16 protein-coding genes and 1 pseudogene are annotated in these 21,094 nt (G+C 50.4%); 6 read left to right on the top strand and 11 right to left on the bottom strand.

The genetic code is table 11. The annotated features are described in order from the left end of the window. Window positions 1–8: 8 nt before the first annotated feature. Together NW212_RS13190 and NW212_RS13185 are read left to right on the top strand one after the other, a co-directional pair. The gene (locus NW212_RS13190; protein WP_258339104.1) at window positions 9–1,616 is read left to right on the top strand and encodes a hypothetical protein; all 1,608 of its coding nucleotides are present in this window, start codon (window positions 9–11) and stop codon (window positions 1,614–1,616) included. Between the two features lie 12 nt (window positions 1,617–1,628). Next, complete coding sequence (locus tag NW212_RS13185) at window positions 1,629–3,551, top strand: glycoside hydrolase family 127 protein (RefSeq protein WP_258339103.1); 1,923 nt, start codon at window positions 1,629–1,631, stop codon at window positions 3,549–3,551. A gap of 195 nt (window positions 3,552–3,746) precedes the next feature. On the opposite strand, the gene NW212_RS13180 is transcribed toward NW212_RS13185, so the two are convergent. Continuing rightward, window positions 3,747–4,559, bottom strand: a complete 813-nt coding sequence (locus NW212_RS13180; protein ID WP_258339102.1) for an AraC family transcriptional regulator — start codon at window positions 4,557–4,559, stop codon at window positions 3,747–3,749. Window positions 4,560–4,711: 152 nt separating this feature from the next. Here NW212_RS13180 and NW212_RS13175 point away from each other — a divergent pair, with 152 nt between their 5' ends. The 3 genes from NW212_RS13175 to NW212_RS13165 are packed head-to-tail and all read left to right on the top strand — an operon-like array spanning window position 4,712 to window position 10,377. After that, window positions 4,712–5,809, top strand: a complete 1,098-nt coding sequence (locus NW212_RS13175; RefSeq protein WP_258339101.1) for an efflux RND transporter periplasmic adaptor subunit — start codon at window positions 4,712–4,714, stop codon at window positions 5,807–5,809. A gap of 12 nt (window positions 5,810–5,821) precedes the next feature. Then, window positions 5,822–9,013, top strand: a complete 3,192-nt coding sequence (locus NW212_RS13170) for an efflux RND transporter permease subunit (protein WP_258339100.1) — start codon at window positions 5,822–5,824, stop codon at window positions 9,011–9,013. Next, window positions 9,013–10,377, top strand: a complete 1,365-nt coding sequence (locus NW212_RS13165) for an efflux transporter outer membrane subunit (RefSeq protein WP_258339111.1) — start codon at window positions 9,013–9,015, stop codon at window positions 10,375–10,377. Before NW212_RS13170 ends, NW212_RS13165 begins: the two co-directional genes overlap by 1 nt. A 275-nt stretch (window positions 10,378–10,652) precedes the next feature. Here the strand turns inward: NW212_RS13165 and NW212_RS13160 are convergent, their stop codons facing one another. The 6 genes from NW212_RS13160 to NW212_RS13135 all read right to left on the bottom strand — a co-directional run bounded on the left by NW212_RS13160 (window position 10,653) and on the right by NW212_RS13135 (window position 15,717). Then, complete coding sequence (locus tag NW212_RS13160; protein WP_258339099.1) at window positions 10,653–11,180, bottom strand: Crp/Fnr family transcriptional regulator; 528 nt, start codon at window positions 11,178–11,180, stop codon at window positions 10,653–10,655. 256 nt (window positions 11,181–11,436) lie between these two features. Continuing rightward, window positions 11,437–12,474 (bottom strand): aldo/keto reductase, encoded by a 1,038-nt coding sequence (locus NW212_RS13155; RefSeq protein ID WP_258339098.1) that lies wholly within the window; start codon window positions 12,472–12,474, stop codon window positions 11,437–11,439. Between the two features lie 18 nt (window positions 12,475–12,492). Further along, complete coding sequence (locus tag NW212_RS13150; RefSeq protein WP_258339097.1) at window positions 12,493–13,338, bottom strand: aldo/keto reductase; 846 nt, start codon at window positions 13,336–13,338, stop codon at window positions 12,493–12,495. Between the two features lie 17 nt (window positions 13,339–13,355). Next, window positions 13,356–14,132, bottom strand: a complete 777-nt coding sequence (locus NW212_RS13145) for an SDR family oxidoreductase (protein ID WP_258339096.1) — start codon at window positions 14,130–14,132, stop codon at window positions 13,356–13,358. Between the two features lie 10 nt (window positions 14,133–14,142). Then, window positions 14,143–15,051: a DMT family transporter gene (locus tag NW212_RS13140; protein WP_258339095.1), complete on the bottom strand. Its 909-nt coding sequence runs from the start codon at window positions 15,049–15,051 to the stop codon at window positions 14,143–14,145. A gap of 9 nt (window positions 15,052–15,060) precedes the next feature. Continuing rightward, a complete protein-coding gene (locus tag NW212_RS13135) occupies window positions 15,061–15,717 on the bottom strand; it encodes a carboxymuconolactone decarboxylase family protein (RefSeq protein WP_258339094.1) in 657 nt (218 codons plus the stop codon). Window positions 15,718–15,887: 170 nt separating this feature from the next. Between NW212_RS13135 and NW212_RS13130 the strand changes: the two genes are divergently transcribed. After that, on the top strand, window positions 15,888–16,781 hold the full coding sequence (locus NW212_RS13130) for an AraC family transcriptional regulator (RefSeq protein ID WP_258339093.1): 894 nt from the start codon (window positions 15,888–15,890) through the stop codon (window positions 16,779–16,781). A gap of 97 nt (window positions 16,782–16,878) precedes the next feature. Here NW212_RS13130 and NW212_RS13125 read toward each other — a convergent pair whose 3' ends face one another. The 4 genes and pseudogenes from NW212_RS13125 to NW212_RS13110 all read right to left on the bottom strand — a co-directional run bounded on the left by NW212_RS13125 (window position 16,879) and on the right by NW212_RS13110 (window position 20,626). Then, window positions 16,879–17,775, bottom strand: coding sequence for an Abi family protein (locus NW212_RS13125; protein WP_258339092.1), 897 nt, complete (start codon window positions 17,773–17,775; stop codon window positions 16,879–16,881). A 156-nt stretch (window positions 17,776–17,931) separates the two neighbouring features. Continuing rightward, the gene (locus NW212_RS13120) at window positions 17,932–18,714 is read right to left on the bottom strand and encodes a hypothetical protein (protein WP_258339091.1); all 783 of its coding nucleotides are present in this window, start codon (window positions 18,712–18,714) and stop codon (window positions 17,932–17,934) included. Further along, window positions 18,711–19,142, bottom strand: a pseudogene (locus NW212_RS13115) (mobilization protein); the annotation flags it as partial. The pseudogene NW212_RS13115 and the gene NW212_RS13120, both read right to left, overlap by 4 nt. A 128-nt stretch (window positions 19,143–19,270) precedes the next feature. Further along, window positions 19,271–20,626 carry an MATE family efflux transporter gene (locus NW212_RS13110; protein WP_258339089.1) on the bottom strand — a complete coding sequence of 452 codons (1,356 nt, stop codon included), beginning with the start codon at window positions 20,624–20,626 and terminating at the stop codon, window positions 19,271–19,273. Window positions 20,627–21,094: the final 468 nt, after the last annotated feature.

The raw sequence follows: 21,094 nt of genomic DNA, 5'->3' as shown, positions 1-21,094 counted from the left end.
GATAGGATATGAAAAAGAAAAGGTGGATTTTTGTTTTGCTGGCCTTGCTGGTTTTCCGGCTTTCTGCTGCCGAGTGGCAATGGTCTGTTGCCGTCAAAGAGATGGTTTCTGCTGAAACCGACGGACATCCACGTGCGTTTTTGTGGATTCCTCCCACTTGCCGGCAGGTGAAGGCCGTGGTGATGGGACAGCACAACATGACGGAAGAGCCTCTTTTTGAGATGCCCTCTTTCCGTACGGAACTGGAGAAGGCAGGCATAGCGCTGGTTTGGATTACTCCGGGGCTCGACCAGCAATGGAACGTGTCGACGGGAGTGCAGAAGGCGTTTGAAGCGATGATGGATGAATTGGCGGATGTCAGCGGATATACTGAATTGAAATACGTTCCGATTGTGCCTTTGGGACATTCTGCCATGGCTACTTACCCGTGGAATTTTGCGGCATGGAATCCGGAGCGCACATTGGCGGTGATTTCTTTTCACGGGGACGCGCCGCGAACGAATCTGTGCGGCTACGGAAGAGAGAATCTGGAGTGGGGGAGAAACCGCAACATCGACGGCATTCCGGGGCTGATGGTTGAGGGCGAGTACGAATGGTGGGAAGCGCGGGTCAATCCGGCTTTGGCTTTCCGGATGATGTATCCGGAGAGTTGCATTTCTTTTTTGTGTGATGCGGGCCGCGGGCATTTCGATATCAGCGAACAGACTGCCTCATACATCGCCTTGTTCCTGAAAAAGTCGCTTGATGCGCGTTACCCTGCCGGACAGCCTGTTGACAGGCCGGTCAAACTCAAGCCAGTCAGGGTGAAAGACGGGTGGCTTGCCGAACGCTGGCGTGCCGACGGCAGAAAACGTGCGAAGCCGGCTCCTTATGCTTTGTACCGAGGGGACAGGCATGATGCCTTCTGGTACTTTGACAGGGAAATGGCAGAGCTGACCGAAAGGCGTTACAAGGAATCGGAAGGGAAGAAGATGCAATACCTGGGAGTCGTTCAGCATGGGAAGCTGCTTGAATACGACCCGAAACTTCATGCGGGCATTGTGATGGATTTTGTCCCCGAAGCAGATGGACTGACGTTTCATCTGAAAGGAGTATTTACCGATTCGCTGAGGTCTTCTTTTTCGGATGATCACGCATCGGGAGAGATTCATGTCGACAGGATCTGCGGTCCGGCAGAAAAGGTGAATGACACAACGTTTGCCGTCCGCTTCTATCGCATGGGAATGTACAACAAGCGGAGGACGAATGATATATGGCTTCTTGCCAGCCAAAAGGGAGACACCCATTATAAGAGTGCCGTTCAGCAGCTTACGATGAGGATACCGTATCGGAACCGTGCAGGCAGGCGGCAGCACATCCTTTTTCCGGGGCTGGATGATGTGGAGGCAGGTACAACGGCAGTGGAGCTTCATGCAGTGTCCGATTGCGGGCTTCCTGTTTATTACTATGTGAAAGAAGGCCCTGCTGAAATCGTTGGCGGCAAGGTGATGTTGTCGGAGCTTCCTCCCCGGGCGAAATATCCGGTGAAGGTGACGGTCGTAGCCTGGCAATATGGCATCGGCGGAAAGGTCGCTACGGCTGAGCCGGTGGAGCGGAGTTTTTATATAAAGAAATAAACTGTAATCGTTATGAAATTAAGACTTTTGTTTTCAACTTTAGCCTTGGGCGTTTGCGGGCTGCTTTCTGCACAGTCTGTTTACCCCGGCTTGTTTCAGAACAAACTGAAAGTTGCTTCACAAGCGGAAGAGTCTGCCGCATGTTTTGAATTGAAGGATGTGCGCCTGCTTCCCAGCCGATTCCGCGAGAATTTGGAGCGTGATTCGGCTTGGATGGTTTCTATCGGGGTCGACAGGCTGCTTCACAGTTTCCGTACCACGTCGGGCGTCTTTGCGGGCCGTGAAGGAGGGTATATGACCGTGAAGAAGCTGGGGGGATGGGAGTCGCTGGACTGTGAGCTTCGCGGACACATCACCGGCCATCTGCTGTCTGCCTATTCGTTGATGTATGCCGCTACGGGAGGCAATGTGTTCAAGCTGAAGGGGGACAGCCTGGTGGCAGGGCTGGCCAAAGTTCAACAGGCATACGGCAACGGCTATTTGAGCGCGTTTCCTGAGGAACTGATAAACCGGAATATTCGCGGCGAAAGCGTGTGGGCACCCTGGTATACGCTTCATAAGATTTTTTCGGGACTGATAGACCAGTATCTTTATGCAGACAATCCGCAGGCTCTGGAAGTTGTGTGCCGGATGGGGGACTGGGCCTACGAGAAGCTTCGGCCGTTGGATGAGGCTACCCGCAGGAAGATGATCCGGAATGAGTTCGGCGGCATCAATGAATCGTTCTACAACTTGTATGCGCTGACCGGCGACGAGCGTTACCGCTGGCTTGCCCGATTCTTCTATCACAATGAAGTGATCGACCCGCTGAAAGAGGAAAAGGACGACTTGGGGACGAAGCATACGAATACGTTTATCCCGAAGGTACTGGCCGAAGCGCGCAACTATGAGCTTTCGGGCGACGGGGAAAGCAGGTCGCTTTGCGAATTTTTCTGGAATACGATGATTGGCAGGCATACTTTCGCTCCCGGGTGCAGCAGTGACAAGGAGCATTATTTTGATCCGGATCAGTTTTCAAAGCATATCACCGGATATACGGGTGAAACTTGCTGTACGTATAATATGCTGAAGCTCAGCCGCCATCTGTTCTGCTGGAATCCTTCTGTCAAGGTGGCAGACTATTACGAGCGTGCATTGTACAATCATATATTGGGCCAGCAGGATCCCGCAACGGGCATGGTAGCCTATTTCCTTCCGTTGAAATCCGGAACGCACAAGGTATACAGCACTCCCGACCAGTCTTTCTGGTGCTGTGTAGGAAGCGGGTTTGAGAGTCATGCCAAATATGCTGAGAGCATCTACTATCATAACCGTGAAGGATTGTATGTGAACCTTTTCATTCCTTCCGTATTGCACTGGAAAGAGAGGGGGATGAGTGTGCGCATGGAAACGGATTTTCCGGAAAGCGAGTGTGTGAAGCTGGAGGTTTCTGCGGAACAGCCCGTACGCACCGCATTCTATCTGCGTTATCCTTCCTGGAGCGGAAAGGTGTCTGTCTGCATTAACGGGAAAAAGGTGAAGGTGGGGCAGAAGCCGGGGGCTTATATTGTGCTCGACCGTGAATGGAAAGACGGCGACAGCATTGAACTGACATATCCGATGGATTTTCGTCTGGAACAGACTCCTGACAATCCGGATGTTGCAGCATTGTTGTATGGTCCCGTAGTCTTGGCTGGAAAATTGGGAACGGCGGGAATGGAAGCCCCTGCTCCGTTTTCTGACCCTGCCCGGTACAACGATTATTATACGTATGATTACCATATACCGGCAGATCTGCCTGTCGTCTTGAAGTGCGACAGAAAGCGTCCCGGAAAGAATATCAGACGCACGGATGGGGGGCTGAACTTTGAAACAGCCGGCGGACAACGCCTGTCGCCTTTGTATGATGTCCATCACCAGCGGTTTGTCGTTTACTGGAATCTGGATTCGGAATAGTAGGATTTCGTGTTTTGTTTCTTTATCCAACGGGCGGTTTCCCGTGGCGTGCTTTATCTCCAGTTTAGAGATGCAAATCTTTAGGCTGGAGATATATGTCTTTAGCCTGAAGATACACATCTCCAGCCTGGAGATAAACTTCTTTTTCCGAAGAAAAGGCCGGCATGTTGCAGACATGCGTCTTTGTTGTCCGTGTCAGAGCTTGCGGTATTCATTGGGTGTGAAGCCCGTGTGCCTCCGGAAGAAGCGTGCCATATAAGACACCGTATCAAAATGGAAAAGCACGGCAAGTTCCTTCACCGAGATGTCGGTGGTGGTGAGCAGCCGTTTCATCTCCAGAATAATCTGCCTTTCAATCAGTTCTTTGGGAGTAACGCCGATGGTTCTGGCGGTTATCCTTGACAGGTAGTAAGGCGTGATGCAGAGCTTTTCGGCATAGAATTTCACGTCGTGGCGCGAATGGCAGTGCTCCACCAGCAGGCTGCAAAAACGGTTGAAGAGCCGGCGTGTAGAGCTTATCGGCTGTATCTGTGACCGGCTTTCGGAAACGACAATGCTTTCCAGTCCGATGAAAAAGTTCTGCATGTGATTGCGCAGCATCATATACGCTGACTTCTCCGCGCTGCACTGCGTAATCCATAGAAACTGTTTCTCCCATGTTTCCACCAGATTCCATTGTTCGGGCGTGGAGTGAAAGATCGAGTTGTCATAGAGGAGGTCGAAGAACTGCGACGAAAGGGTAAATGTAGCTTCGTCAAACATTTCGGACGAAATCTCAATCTGCTTTACGGAAAACAGTTCCGACACATCGTTTACGACAAGCATGGTATCGGGGAAAATCAGTATGACATCCCTTTTCCTGACGGTGCGGGGCTTGAACTCTGCTGAAACCGTGGCCATCCCTTCTTCACAGAAGATCAGGATGCACCCGTCTGTGCGGATACTCTTTCCTTTCACATCTTTCCAGTCGGAAGTGCTGTATACAAACGTTTTCTTTTTCTCAGGCATACCTGTTTCTGTTTTTACTGCAAAAATAGAAATTTATCGTCTTTTTCTGTTTTTCTGTTTTCAAAAGTATCCTTTTTGTACGTATTTGTTCATAAGTCCAGGCTTTAAAACGTCCTACCTTTGCGCCTGCAAAACAGATTTTATACAGAAATATGAAAAAGCAAATTTGTGTGTGGGCTGTGCTGTGCAGTATATGCCTGGCATCCTGCAAGAATGGAACTACCGAAGGTAAGCCGCAGGCCTACCCGGTCTTTACGGTTGGCGTTTCGCCTGTTGAAACAACCGATGACTATCCTGCTTCTATCCGCGGACGGCAGGATATAGAGATTTATCCGCAAGTGTCCGGCAAGATCGTGAAGGTTGCTGTTACGGAAGGCGAGCGGGTGCGGCGCGGACAGACACTTTTCGTGATAGACCAGATACCGTATCAGGCTGCGCTTCAGACCGCACTGGCCAATGTGAGGGCTGCCGCAGCCAGCGTGTCTACGGCGCAGCTCACTTATGACGGGAAGAAGGAACTTTTTGACCAGCGTGTCATTTCTCAATTTGAACTGAGCACGGCTGAAAATGCGCTCCTCACGGCAAAGGCGCAGCAGGCGCAGGCCGAAGCGCAGGAGGTGAATGCGCGGAACAATCTTTCATATACCGTCGTCACTAGTCCGGCGGATGGAGTGGTGGGCACGATTCCCTATCGTGTGGGAGCGCTGGTAAGCTCTTCTTCTGCGCAGCCGCTTACCACTGTGTCAGACAATTCGGTCATGTATGTCTATTTTTCGATGCCGGAGAATCGGCTGCTTTCGCTGGTCCGGCGCTACGGATCGGTGGAAGAAACGCTGAAGCAGATGCCTCCTGTGGGCTTGCGGCTGAATGACGGGAGCCTCTATGACCGGTACGGACGTGTGGAAAGCATCAGCGGTGTGCTGGATATGCAGACTGGAGCGGCTTCGTTCCGTGCAGCTTTCCCGAATCCTGCGGGACTGTTGCATAGCGGAGGGGCAGGCAATGTGCTGATTACGGAAACTGTGGACAGCGCGCTTACCATACCGCAGGCGGCAACTTATGAAATACAGGACAAGGTGTTTGTCTATCGTGTCGTGCACGGCAAGGCAAAGTCTGCTCCGGTAGAGGTTACTCCGCTCAACGATGAGAAGCTGTATATCGTCCGTAGCGGGCTGGATGCCGGCGAAACCATTGTGGCAGAAGGCGTGGGTCTGTTGCAGGACGGTATGGACATAACAGTCAAACAATAAAAGAGAAAGCGTATGAAACTGAAAACATTTATCGAACGCCCGGTTCTTTCCATCGTTATTTCGGTAGCGATTGTGCTGTTGGGCTGCATCGCACTGGTGACGCTGCCGGTCGAACAGTTTCCCAACATCGCTCCGCCTACGGTGGAGGTGACCACCAGCTATCCTGGAGCCAACGCCGAAACGGTGCTGAAGTCCGTCATTGTGCCGCTGGAGGAAGCCATCAACGGCGTGGAGAACATGACCTATATCTACTCTACCGCTTCGAATGCAGGCGATGTTTACATTACGGTCTATTTTAAGCAGGGCACTGATCCCGATATGGCGGCTGTGAACGTGCAGAACCGCGTCAGCAAGGCGCAGGGACAGTTGCCGAGCGATGTGACGCGTATCGGCGTTGTTACCAACAAGCAGCAGAAATCCATGCTGAAGGCTATCACACTGTGGAGCCCGGACGGAAGCTACGATACGCAGTTCCTGAACAACTACCTGCAGATCAATGTCATCCCTTCGCTGAAACGTATCACTGGGGTGGGCGAAGTCACCCTGCTTGGTTCAAACTACGGTATGCGCATCTGGCTGAAGCCTGATGTGATGGCCCAGTACGGCGTGGTGCCCGGTGATGTGACTTCGGCGCTGAATGCGCAGAACATCGAATCGGCTACAGGTTCGTTCGGCGAGAACTACGAAGGTGTATTCCAGTACACGATGAAATACAAGGGCCGTCTTGTCACGCCGGAAGAGTTCGGCAGTATTGTCATCAAGTCGCTTCCCACAGGCGAAGTGCTTCGTCTGAAGGATGTGGCACGCATTCAGTTGGGTGATGAGGCATACAACTACAGGAGCATGACCAACGGAAAGCCCGGTGCCTTGTTCATGGTTTATCAGACGGCAGGATCGAACGCTACGGAAGTCATTACGCAGATTGACGCGCAGGTGGAGGAGATGTCGGAAAATCTGCCTAAAGGGGTAGAGTTTGCCGAACTGTACTCTACGAAAAACTTCCTCGACGCTTCCATGCATCAGGTTGTGAAGACACTGTTCGAGGCATTCCTCTTGGTGGTCATCATCACCTACGTGTTCTTGCAGGATGTGAAGTCGATGGTGATTCCCGCCATTTCGATTCTGGTGTCGCTGATCGGTACGTTCGCTTTCATGTCGGTTGCGGGCTTCAGCATCAACCTGCTGACACTGTTCGCTTTGGTGCTTGCCATCGGTATTGTGGTTGACGATGCGATTATCGTGGTCGAGGCGGTGCAGGCCAAGTTCGATGTGGGATACAAGTCGTCTTATATGGCTACGTTTGACGCGATGGGCGGCATCACCTCTGCCATCATTACCACCACGCTGGTTTTCATGGCGGTATTTATTCCCGTGTCGATGATGGGAGGCACCAGCGGCACATTCTACATGCAGTTCGGTCTGACCATGGCTGCTGCTGTAGGTATCTCTGCCATCAATGCCCTTACGCTTTCGCCCGCTCTCTGTGCGCTGATGCTCCGTCCGTACCTGGATGAAGAAGGGCAGATGAAGAAGAACTTTGCCGCAAGGTTCCGCACGGCATTCAATGCGGCATTCGGTGTGGTATCCAACCATTATATGGGAGGCGTGCTGTTTTTTATCCGCCGGCGCTGGATGGCTGTGGGCATATTGGCCTGCGCTGTGGCTGCTCTGGCCTGGATGATGAACACCACCAAGACCGGACTGCTGCCCGATGAGGACATGGGCAGTGTGATGGTGAACGTCACTACGCCTCCGGGCAGTTCCATTGCCCGCACTTCAGAAATTATGGAAAAGATCGAACGGAAGCTGGATAGCATTCCCGAAATCAAGATTGCTTCGGAAACGGCCGGATACGGACTGATTGGAGGTGCCGGACCGTCGAGCGGCATGGTTATCGCCATGCTGACCGACTGGAGCGAACGCAAGGACAAAGAACAGGCGATTGATGCGGTGCTTGCAAAGATTAATGCGTTTGCAGCCGACATCCCTGATGCGAACATCTTTGCCATGGCTCCTCCGCTGATTGACGGCTACGGTGTGGCCAACGGTTTTGAGATTTACCTGCAAGACCGTGCGGGCGGCAGCGTGAATGAGCTTTATTCGGTGGGGCAGGACTTTATTGCTGCACTGTCGGAACGGCCGGAAATCGGATCTGCCTATACTACGTTTAACGTGAATTTTCCGCAATATCTGGTTGAGGTGGATGCAGTCAAGTGCCAAAGAGCGGGCACGACGGCTGATGCTGTGCTCTCTACGCTGGCAGGGTATTACAGCGGCCAGTATGTGTCGAATTTCAACCGCTTCAACAAACTTTACCGCGTGATGATCCAGTCGTCGCCCGAATACCGTGTCACGCCGGAATCGCTTGACAGGATATTCACTCGGGTGAACAATGGGGAGATGGCTCCTCTCAGCCAGTTTGTCACGCTGACCAAGGTGTACGGTCCTGAATCGCTGGCGCGATTCAACTTGTACAGTGCGATGGGTATCAATGGTGAGGCGGCGCAGGGATACAGCTCGGGGGATGCAATCAATGCCATCCGTGAAACGGCAGCCGAAGTGTTGCCTCGCGGTTACGGATATGAGTTTGCGGGCATCAGCCGCGAGGAGAGCCAGACCACAAACAATACTGCCGTCATCTTTCTGATATGTACGGTGTTTGTCTACCTTATCCTGTGCGGACTGTATGAAAGTTTCTTTGTGCCGTTTGCCGTTATCTTGGCTGTGCCGTTCGGACTGATGGGCAGTTTTGTCTTCGCCAAACTGATGGGACTGGAGAACAACATTTACATGCAGACAGGGCTTATCATGCTGATCGGACTGCTGGCAAAGACCGCTATTCTGCTTACGGAGTATGCGGCAGACCGCCGTCGGGCAGGCATGTCGCTTGTACAGGCAGCACTGGCTGCGGCTCGTGTCCGTTTCCGTCCCATCCTGATGACCGTGCTGGCGATGATATTCGGCTTGCTGCCGCTGATGTTCGCCAGCGGTGCGGGAGCCAACGGTAACTCGTCGTTGGGCTCGGGCGTTGTAGGTGGCATGATATTCGGCATTCTTGCCATCCTGTTCTTTGTGCCCGTGTTTTTCATCCTGTTCCAGTATATACAGGAGCGGGTGAAGCCAGTAGAGTTTCTGCCGAATCCCGATTGGGAAATACAGAGTGAGATAGAAGCCATTGAAGAAAAGAAAAAAGAGAAAGAATGATGAAACGGATCTTTATCTTGTGCAGTGCCGTCATCCTGCTGGCGGGCTGCCATATCTATAAACCTTATTCGCGTCCTGACATACAGACTGACGGACTTTACGGCGAGGATGTGCAGGCGGAGGATACAGTTTCTATCGCTTCCCTGCCTTGGACGGAATTGTTTTCTGACCTCCGGTTGCAGTCGCTCATCCGTGAGGGACTGGAGAATAACGCCGATCTGGGCATCGCCCGCTTGCGAGTGAAGGAGGCGGAAGCTGCATTGTTTTCGTCGCGGCTTGCTTATCTGCCTTCCCTGTCGCTGAATCCGCAAGGACAGCTGAACAGCTACGACCACACAAAAACAGACAAAACATATACTATTGCCGCTTCTGCCGGTTGGGAAGTCGACCTTTTTGGGAAACTGACAAATGCCAAGCGTGGGGCAAAAGCTGCCTTGGAGCAAAGCGATGCATACCGTCAGGCGGTGCAGACGCAGCTTATCGCTACCATTGCCAACAGTTATTATAATCTGCTGACACTCGACCGCCAGTTGGATATCAGCCGCCGTACGGCCGGGTCGTGGGCGGAGGTGTTCCGCACCTATGAGGCGAAGAAACGGGTAGGAGAGGCGACAGAGGCTGCCGTAGCACAGGCAAAGGCAAACAAACTGGCGGTGGAGGCCTCTGTGCTGACGTTGCAGAAACAGATACGGGCACAGGAAAATTCCCTGTCTGCTTTGTTGGGAAGGACTCCCGGCCGTATTGAGCGTACCACACTCAAGGGCCAGTGTTTTCCTGACAGACTGTCGGTGGGCGTGCCTTTGCAGTTGCTGAGGCGCCGTCCCGATGTGCGTCAGGCTGAAGCTGCTTTGGCTCAGGCATTTTATAGCACGAACGGTGCCCGGTCTGCTTTCTATCCGGGCATCACATTGAGCGGTTCGGCAGGATGGACCAACAATAATGGGGCGGCAATCATTAATCTGGGCAGCTGGTTGCTGGGTGCAGTAGGTTCGTTGGTTCAGCCTCTCTTTAACCGGGGCCAAAATATTGCCGCTTTGCGTGTTGCCAAAGCGCGGCAGGAAGAAGCGCTGCTTTCTTTCCGCCAGAGCTTGCTGAAAGCCGGGAATGAAGTGAACGACGCGCTTATGCAATGGCAGACCGCAGACTCACGGCTGAAGATTGTCGGCGAGCAGGTGGCAGCATTGCGGTCGGCCGTGAATGACACGCGGAAACTGATGGAGTATAGCAGCGCATCCGGCTATCTGGAAGTGTTGACGGCTCAGCAGGCCCTGTTGCAGGCAGAACTGACAGAAGCAAATGACGCATTTGATAAGATACAGGGAATGATCAATTTGTATCATGCCTTGGGCGGTGGTGTAGAATAAGGAGTGGAATGAAGCCTTGGGAAGAAGAGCCTGTTGGATTTTTATTTTGATTCTGTTTGGAAGTTGAAGAGCAGGTTGCCTTTCTTGTCCGAAGGGGCAGGAAAGGCAACTCTGGCTGTCTGTTGGAAGGTGTGTCGAAACATGAACCAACTTTCATTTTGTCATTGGTGACAAAGCGAAGAATTTCGGAAGCATAAGCTGGTACATGCGAGATGTTTCACTTCGTTCCCTTAGTCATTGCTTTTTGATAGCCAACTTTTGTTTTGACACATCCTTTATTTCATTTCGTTCAGCGAGGCTCTGATGCGGCTTAATGATTGCACTGTGATGCCTAGATAAGAAGCTATGTATTTCATTGGAATTTGCTGAATGACTTCCGGATATTCGTTTAAAAGAGTCATGTAGCGTTCGAAAGCATTCTGTTTCCACAAATCCATGAGCCAGTTTTCGTAAAGCAGGATAAAGTTTTCCAGCATTTTGCGTCCCAGATTGGCCATCGTTATCGATGAGTAGAAATGCTTGTGCAGCTCTTCTTTGGAAAGGCAGATCGCTTCGCTTTCTGTCATGGATTCGAACGACAGGCGGGATGGTTTGTCGGATATGTATCCCCATGCGGAAAATACCAATTCTCCCGGTGTGGCAAACCATGCAGTGGCTTCTTCTCCATACTTGAAGTGATAGGCTCTCCAGATGCCTTTGGTTATGATATAGACGTTGCTGTCGATCTCTTCCTTGTGGACGACAATATAAGAAATTTTATAATAAACTGATATTATGCTCTTTACAATTATAAATAAGAACATTGTTTGCAATTTAGTACCATTTTAGCACCATATACCTTACTGCATAATCAATATATCATAATGTGTCCTTAAAACACTTCCGCATAGGAAAGCAGAGAGAAAAATTATGTTTCGATGTCCTGTTAACGATGTGACATGGATGTTTCCCCTTAAAAAGAAAAAGGAGTCGTTTATTTCATTCTTTGTCAAATCTTTTATATTATAAAAAACATCTCCCTGTTGCTTAATACACAGGGAGATATTTTATTTGAGATGTTTACTTGATTACCTGATTCCCCGTGGACCAAGTAGCCTTCTCCGTCGGCTTCTTCTTGTTGAGTGCCATGACACCCACCAGTCTGTGCGGAATGTACATTTCTTCCAGATAAGCCATGTCGTCCGATGTCAGCTTCAGGTCGAGGGCGGTGACGGCTCCTTCAATGTGGTGCAGCTTCGTAGCGCCGACTACGGGTGAAGCTACTTTCTGTAAGAGCCATGCAAGGGCAACTTGAGTCATCGTCACGCCGTAACGGTCGGCAAGTTCGGCAACACGGGCGATGATAACGCCATCCTGTTCGGCGGTGGCGTCATACTTCATCTTGGCTACGCCGTCCTCTTCCTGACGTTTCGATGTCTCGCCCGGACGCTTGGAGAGGCGACCGCCTGCCAGTGCGCTGTATGGGGTCAGGGCGATATTATCTTCTTCGCAGAGGGGAACCATTTCGCGTTCCTCCTCACGGAACAGCAGGTTGTAATGCCCCTGCACGGAGACGAACTTCGTCCAGCCGTTACGCTCGGCAATGGCATTGGCTTTGGCAAGCTGCCAGGCAAAGCAGTTGGAGATGCCGATGGCGCGTACTTTGCCAGCCTTTACCGCGTTGTTCATGCCCTCCATGATTTCCTCAATGGGCGTGTTGTAGTCCCACATGTGGCAGATATACAAGTCCACATAGTCCATACCGAGATTTTCAAGGCTCTTGTTAAGCATACGCTCCACATGCTGCTGCCCGCTGATCCCGGCGGCAATCTCGTCGGCGGTGCGCGGCAGGAACTTAGTGGCTACCACCACATCTTCCCGTTTGGCAAGGGAGCGGAGGGCACGTCCCACGTATTGCTCGCTCGTGCCGCTTTGGTAAGCAATGGCGGTATCGAAGAAGTTCACGCCCAGTTCCAATCCACGCTTGATGATTTCGCGGGACTGTTCCTCGTTGATAGTCCATGTGCAAGGTCCCTGCGTAGAGTCGCCGAATCCCATGCATCCCATGCAGATGCGGGATACGTTCAAGTCTGAATTTCCAAGTTTGATGTATTCCATAATGATAAATTTGAATGATTAATAATCGAATTGTGCCTCACAAATCATTTTGACGCAAGCCGGGTCGCGATGGTCGAAGATGGTGCTGCGTCCGGTGTCAAGTTTGGCGATAGTTGCCATGTCGTCGGCATCCAGCTCGAAGTCGAACACATCCATGTTCTCGCGCAGCCGTTCGGTGTGCGTCGATTTGGTAAGGACGATGATACCGCGTTGGATGAGCCAGCGCAAGATGACCTGTGCCACGCTCTTGCCTGTCTTGGCGGCAATGGCTTTCAGCGTTTCGTCTTGGAAGATGGCGGGATTCTGCGCGAACGGACTCCATGCCTCCAGACATGTGTCATATCCGCCGAGGAACTGCTGCGTCGCGATTTGCTGGCAGTAGGGATGCACCTCCATCTGGCATACCGCCGGGATGACCGTGTTGTGCAAAGTCAAGTCCATGAAGCGGTCGGGGAAGAAGTTGCTCAGCCCGATAGCCCGGATTTTCCCCTCCTTGTACATTTCCTCCATTGCCCGCCATGCGCCGAACACATCGCCGTAAGGCTGATGGATGAGGTACAGGTCGAGGTAGTCGGTCTGCAACTTGCGTAGCGACTTCTCCACAGCCGCCCGTGCACTCTCGTACCCTGCATCCTTAATCCACAGCTTGGTGGTGATGAACAGTTCCTTGCGGTCGATGCCGCTTTTCTTGATGCCGCTGCCTACGGCTTCCTCATTGCAATAAGCCGATGCGGTGTCGATAGAGCGATAGCCCAGACGGATAGCCTCGCACACACTGTTCTCACACTCTTTTTTGGACATCTGGTAAACGCCCAGCCCCAAAATAGGCATTTCCACGCCGTTGTTTAACTTTATTTTCTCCATTGTATTTTCTATTGATGTTAATTCTTTCCTGCATAAACCTGCGTCATGCCGCCATCAACCGTCAACTCGATGCCCGTGATGTATTTGCTCAAATCCGACGCAAGGAATACCACGGCATCGCCCAATTCCTCGCTTGTGCCGACACGCCCAAGTGGGATTTCCGAAGAAACACGGTCGGCGTATGCCTGCACATCGGCAGCGCTCATGCCCTGCACCACTTCGTACCCCTCGGTAGGTATCACACCCGGACTGACGGCATTGACACGGATGCCACGGCTTTTCAAGTCGGTCGTCCAACTGCGGGCAAAGGAGCGGACGGCAGCTTTCGTGGCTGCGTATAAGCCAAAGCCCGGCAATCCCATGTAAGCCGTGATAGAAGCGTTCAGGATGATAGAAGCTCCGTCACGCAGGATAGGCAGCAGGGTTTGCACGGTGAGGTACGTGCCCCATACGTTCACATCAAACGTGCGGCGGTAGTCCGCTTCCGTTGCCTTCTCAAACGGGATAGCCTTGCCTCCGCCTGCATTGGCGAAGATGATGTCAAGTCCTCCGTTATCCTCCTTGATGATGTTCGCCAGCCGGAGCATATCGTCCTTGTTGGAAATGTCCGCCTGCACCGCTTTTACGCGGCTGCCCAACTTGGCGGCTGCCTGTTCCAATACCTCCTTGCGCCGTCCGGTGATATAGACGAATGCGCCTTCTTCCATTAGTCTTTTGGCGGTACCGAAGCCGATGCCGCTGCTGCCGCCCGTTACGAGGGCGACTTTGCCTGCCAATAATTCTTTCTGTTTCATAATTTAATATTCATGCTGTTTCTTTTGCCCTGCTGGTAGATACCACGTATGCCCCAGCGATAACCAGCACCGCCGCCAGAGGCTTGTCCCATGAAAAAATGTCCTGCCCGATGCAGATTGCAGCTACGGATGATACAATCGGCTGTAAATTCATATAGACGCTGACGGTGGTCGCCCTCAGATATTTCATGCCGAAAGGGGTGAGAAAATAGGCGATGGATGTAGCCAATATTGCAACAAACGCCAACTCCCATACGCCAGTCCAGCCCCATGAAGTAGAAAAGAGTGCTTGTTCGGAATATTCGGTGCAGCCCAATGGAACAAGGATGATTGCCGCAAAGAGGAACATCCATTTCATTTGCGTCACCGTGGTGTATTTCTGCGCTACCGAGCGGATGATTATCAGATAAACGGAAAATGCTGTTACGCTGATAACCGCAAAGAATATTCCCCACAGATTGTTTTTACCCGATGCGGAATTGTCTATCTGCGCAATCATCAGCAATGCCCCGGCAATACCTAACACAACGCCTGCCATTTTCTTTCCAGTAATCGGCTCTTTCAGGAATATGGCGGCAAGTAGCATCACGACCAGCGGACTTAATGCTACAATCAGCGAGAAATAAACAGGTGAGGTGTATTGCAGGCTGACTGCTGTCAGGGATTGCGACACGACAAATCCCATGATACCGCCCATAGCGATAATCGCCAAATCTTTCGGGGATACTTTCTCTTTGGGCAAGAAACTTTGTATAATCCAGAAGATAATAGTTGCCACGAGAGTACGTGATGCCATATATCCGAACGGCGTCATCCATTGACTAAGCAGAGCCTTACTTATCGGAATGTTCAGTCCGAATATCAAGTTGGCACACAGGACAGCCACATGACCTTTCCATTTCTCTGACGCACTTCCCATAGGTTATTCTTATTTTCCTTTTCGTGCTTGCAATGTATGCTCCAACCGTTGCGAGCCAACTTCCGCAGCCTCAAATGATACTTCCTGCTCAATGAGCATCAGTATCTCGTGCAGCTGTTTCTCCGTCACGCCGACATTCAGCGCACCGCCGTAGTGCGATTCCACCATTGGCTCCTTGATAGCGGCAAGGGCAGACACGGTGGTAATCTCCCGCTCGACATACGAAAGCAGGTCACGAGCAAAGAGGTCGGCAAAAAGATGCTCCTTCAGGCAGAAGTCCAGCAACGGATTGAAACCGAAGAAGCCGCTGCGCAATTGTTCTGCCGTCATACCCGCGCAAAACATTTGCAGCCGTTCACCTCGTGCATACTTGCTTTCGCTCTCGTCAAGGGGCGATGCTTCTCGTCCCTGCTCGTCGTGTATGCCTTTGCTGCGCCGTTCATTCACCAGGTTCATAAACACAGTGGTTGCCCGGCATGCCGGAGCAAAACCCACGTAGCAATACAGATGTACAATCTCCTCATTAATCTCGTTGATGGTCATGCCGAAGTCCAGAGCATCTGCCAAGACTTTCTTCAATCCCTCCACGTCGGTGGTGGTGATAGCCGTATGAATGGAAATCAAGGCGATGTGCGCCTGCCGTTCCGTAAGATGTTTCAGTTCCATAATCTAATCCTTTGTTTTTATCTGACGATGCAAAATTACAGCGTTCCCTACCGAAAGCCGTTATACTGATTACTGAACGTTTGATACGGATAACTGAAATCTGGATAAAGGGTGAAACTATTAGAAAACAATACCTTATATTTGCAGTAGCAAACAAGAAAAGAATACTTATGAAGAAAGTAGAAAGAGTAAATATAGACGCATACAACAAGTATATGGGCGTGGAAACGCTGCATCCATTGGTGAGCATTATCGACTTTCCCAAACTGTCGCCCATACACAGTTTCCTATTCAACATAGACTTTTATGCCGTGTTCCTGAAGGAGGCGAAGAACGGAACTTTGACCTACGGACGGCAGTATTACGACTATCAGGAAGGAAGCATTGTCTGTATTTCTCCGGGACAGGTTATCGGTGCGGAAGCAACGGAAGAAATCTTCCAACCGCAAGGTTGGGGGCTGCTGTTTCACCCCGACTTGATTGTCGGCACGCCGTTGGCAACAAAGATGAAGAAATACACCTTTTTCGCCTACGATGTAAACGAGGCGTTACACCTCTCCGAACGGGAAAGACACATCATCCTCGACTGTTTCGACAAGATAACGGAAGAACTCAATCATCCGATAGACAACCACAGCCAGACATTGGTCTGTGTCTATATTGAGTTGCTGCTGGACTATTGCACACGCTTCTACGAACGCCAGTTCATTACCCGTAAAAAAGTCAATACCGACCTGCTGACCCGTTTCGAGAAACTGTTGCACGATTATTTCAACTCCCGCCAGCCGATGCAGTCCGGCTTGCCTACGGTCAAGTATTTTGCTTCCGAACTTTGCCTTTCGCCCAACTACTTCGGCGACCTGATAAAGAAAGAGTGCGGAAAGTCCGCGCAGGAATACATCCAAGACACGGTTATTTCCATTGCCAAAGACCGCCTGCTTGACACCTCAAAGAGCATCGGGCAAGTGGCGGAAGAATTAGGGTTTCAATATCTGCCCTATTTTAGTCGGCTGTTCAAGAAAAAAGTCGGGAAAACGCCGGGAGAGTATCGGTTACAAGGGTAAATGCGGATGAAAATTGGATGTTGTCTCCATGTTATACTTTACAATGGAATAAGGATTTCAGATATTTATTTGAAGAAATTATCAAACAAAAAACATTTTAACGCCATAGCGGTTCATCCTGCCAGTCTTGTGGGATGCCTATCGCCTTGTAATCTACGCTTGGATATTGTTCCAGCAAGGATAGGAAATGCTGCTTCATATCGTTGTGGGGCGATATGATGTCGATAAACCACTTGATGATGCAGATTTCATAAAATGTCCTATGTGGGGGTACAGCATCGCTTATCCAAGGCCGTTTCATTTTCCGTGCTACCATCGGGTTGATGGCGTATTGCCTGTTCCATACCCTTGCGTGGTGGCAGCAGGAATTTCGGGTAAGCGTTATGACTGTCAGCCATGAAGTAAAAACGGGAGCGGGTAAATCGTAACAGGCTGCAATCTTTTTCTTCAACGGATTGGACTTGATATTCTCATAGATGCGGGTCACGACACCCATCGGCAATATCTCCACGAGCATCCATGCCGGAGGATAGGCATTGCTGTACTTGCTCTTGAAGTGCAGGATAAAATCCTCCTTTGAATTATTGACCTCCTTGTCTATCAGTTCCATCGTGCGGCTGAACTTGTTGGGATTGGAGAACAAGGTAGCATCAGTCATCCAAAAGATGTTTCCGGTCTCTTTCGCCACGACATTGGCCAAGGTGCTGCGTAGGGAAACCTCAATCTTCTCAATCTCATTGAACATGAAAAGACGGAGTTTCTTGTCGAACCGATAAAGTTTGATTGCCGCTTCAAAGCTGCTTCCCTGCTTGAAAATCTGCCTGTCTTTAGGAATTTCAAGGAAAGGATAGAAGTATGCGCTTAGCCTGTAATAGCCTATGTTGCGGATATATCGGCAGACACGCTCCTTGTCATCGAAAACAAGTCCTCTTTGGGATAGCAACTCGGCCAAATCCTCCGGGCTGTTGTATTGTTTCGGGAAATTTATTGTCATTGGGGTATAAAAATAAAACGACCCCCGATTTGAGCATTGTTAAGAGGCTTGGGGGTTCTCGTGCTGCAAAGGTAAGCAAAGATTTGCATACAACCAAATATATTTTTCCTTTTCATCCAAAAACTTTACTTGCCCGCCTCTTTGCTCTTTCCGAATTTATTTGTTTTTGTTGTCCGATGCCTCTTGAACAACTCTGAGTTGCTTCCTGAATATCGTCAAAGTGGAATCCACTCCAACCGTTTCCACCAGCTTCTCGTATGCCCCGACGGTCACGGCCAGTTCAGGGTACAGTTCGTTGAGCATGACCGTGGTCACTTGGTACTTGTCAGCAACCGTTCTCAACTGCCTGTTTTCCTCCCGGTATTCATGCCATCGTACCCAACTAATGGCAAACAGGGCAAAGAACACGAGCGTGAAAATGACACCAGACCATGCGTAAGGATTCTTGTACCAGCCATCGGGTATTTTGTCCCATAGCCGCCTGATACCGCTTATCGCTCTGTCTGGGCGGATTGCCTGCCAAAGTTTCCGTGTGAAGCCTTGCTTTTGCTGTGCCTTTTGTGAAATCTGTTTGTCTTGCTTCACGTGGTCAGTAAGCATTTCCAATATCTTGTAGAGCAAATCCTTGGTGGTGGGGATGCCACGCTCGCGCATATTCTTGTCGTTGGCATCGGTGTATGCCTGCAAGCTCACAATCATTTCATCGCCCAATGACCTTTTGCTGTCCTCGATGGCTTCCTTGCTCCCGAAAATGCCGTTGATGTTCTCCGGCGTGTTGCCGCCAAAGAAACGTATGACAGGCTCCAGATCCGACGCAAGCCTTTTTACCGCCTCGTCCTTGTCCGGAGCGTCCTTTGTGGCCAGTATCTTCTTGATTTCCTCGATGTCCTCCGCCAATGCCCCGATAAGGTCGGCTATGTTCTGCAAGTTATCTTTCATCTTCTCATCTTTATTGGTTTATGTTTCTTCTTTTCCTTGTCGTTCTCGCCCCAGCCGTTTTCGTTTCCTCCACCGCCACCGCCGGATGAAACCTTGGCTTGGTGAGGTTGGACGCACAACTCGATAAGTGCGTTGATGCCCACTTGGACTATGCCTGTATTCGTATCGGCATCGGCGAAAGTTCCGCTGCCGGATGCTTCTGCATGGCCATCGGTAGAATAGGCTTTATCCGTCTGTTCAAATGAATTGTCCGGTTCATATATGGTTTCCGTTTGGCTTGTTCCGCTTTCAGCCGTTGGTCGGGTATGGTACAGATTGTTTCTCCATTCCAAGCCCTCGGCGATACGGCCTCCGAACTGCTTGTCCAGCTTAAAAAAGCCCATGCTGCGGTCTATCCGTGAACCGCTGAACGATATTCCATCTTTCGTGGGCGACGATTTCATTTTTTGCGAAACTCTTTCTTTCCTGGTTGTCTGTCAGCAAATGAATTTCATCTTCGCTCAGACCCTCTCTGTCGGAAAGTACCTTAATCCATTCTTTCATGTCAGTAAATGTTTTATACGTGAATATTGACAAGCCATTTGTTCAGTCTTTTTTTCAGCAGATACATGCTGGATACGAAGGTGAAGAACTCTGCCAGCGGAACCGTAAGCCATATGCCGTTATCTCCCCAAAGAATGGGGTAGATCATGATTCCTAAAACAACGAACAGCAGGCCTCTTTGCAAAGATACAAGTACGGAGGTCCGTGCATCGCCAAGTGAAGTGAAAAAACTGGACGACAGGATATTGGAACCGTTCAGAAGAAAGGCAAAGGCGCAGATGCTTGCTCCGATGGAGGTTATCTTCAGCACATCGCTTCCTCCGTCTGCAAAGAATTGGGAAATGATAAACTCATTTCCGAAAAACATGATGCAGAACAGGATGATACCGATGGCTGTGTTGGTCTTGAAGCCTAGGAGCAGTGTAGCCTTCACCCGGTTCAGATGCCCGGCTCCGTAGTTGAAGGACAAAATTGGGACAATGCCATCCGATAATCCGATAAACATTTGGATACCCAAGTTCAACAGATAGTTGATGGCTGTGAATGCAGCCACTCCGACTTCTCCCCAAGTCTGCATCATCACCCAGTTGAAAAGCAAAACCGTTATGCCGGCGGACAATTCGGACAACCCTTCTGATGAGCCGTTGTACGTCATTTCTCCTAACAGCTTGAAGGAGAAATGTCCTTTTCTGAGGTTGACCAGACTGTTCTTTTTAAGTAGGGTTGGCGCCATGACTGCAAACCCGCTGGTAAATGCGATGCCTGTAGCTAATCCGGATCCTGCTGTGGACCATCCGAATGCGCCGACAAAAAGAATATTCAAAAGCAGATTGAGCAAGACGGTGCCTCCGAGTACAAGCATGGCAAAATAGGGGCGTCCCATGGCTTTCAGCATATAATCGCATAAGAATGTGAGCAGCATGAACGGGAAAAACAAGGAGAATGCCCGCACATATGACACAGTGTAGGGGAGCAATACTTCGTTTGCGCCCAAAAAACGGCACAGCGGTTCTGCTGCAAGCACGAAAACGCATCCCATGACAAGAGCTAGGGCAGACAGCGACCAAAAAGGTGTACGGAAGGCACTATGTGCTCTTGTGTAGTCTTTGCTCCCCAATGACATGCTGACAATGGCCTGGCAGCCTACACCAACAACGACGGCAAGTGCAGTCATGAATGTATATATCGGGACAAAGATGCTGATGCTTGCCAAGGCTTCTGTCCCGACATAGTTTCCTAGCACGGCACCGTCAATCATTGGCTGAAGCCCAATAAACAATAACCCAATCACCCCTGGAATTGCAAATTTTCGGAATAGCGCAGGAATCTTTCCTGTTGCTAATAATTGTTCTTCTTTTGTGAGATGCATAGAATCTGATTTTTTATTATTGAGTTGTTTGCAAAAGTAGGCCTTTAGGTTCGCTTCGGATTTATCATTGTGGTAAAAAATGGAAATTTACGACATTTTCATCCACTTTTTTTCTTTCCCCTTATTTTTCTCTTCTTTTCTTTCGTGCGCGCATATATTATATATAATGTGCAGGCCTTTCCTTCTCCTTGATCCGTCTTTCATTTTTTTTCGTCCGCATTCCACTGTATTCCAGCCGGTTGCGCTCCGGTGTCCAAAAAACTTCGAAAAAAGTTTCCCCCATTTCTTGCATATTCGGAAAAAGTGCGTACCTTTGCACTCGCTTTCGGGGATGACCCGGGGCGGAATGAGAAAGAGATCATTGAAAGGATTAGGATACAAGACGAATACGAGAAGGAACATCGAGGCGTCCGCGGGTCCGTTTTTTTCGGACGTTCCGCGGCAGCCGGGACAGGAACAAATCAATAG

Source organism: Bacteroides sp. ET225, from assembly GCF_024733745.1.
Lineage (GTDB): Bacteria > Bacteroidota > Bacteroidia > Bacteroidales > Bacteroidaceae > Phocaeicola > Phocaeicola excrementipullorum.
This window is presented reverse-complemented; position numbering and strand designations above follow the sequence as displayed.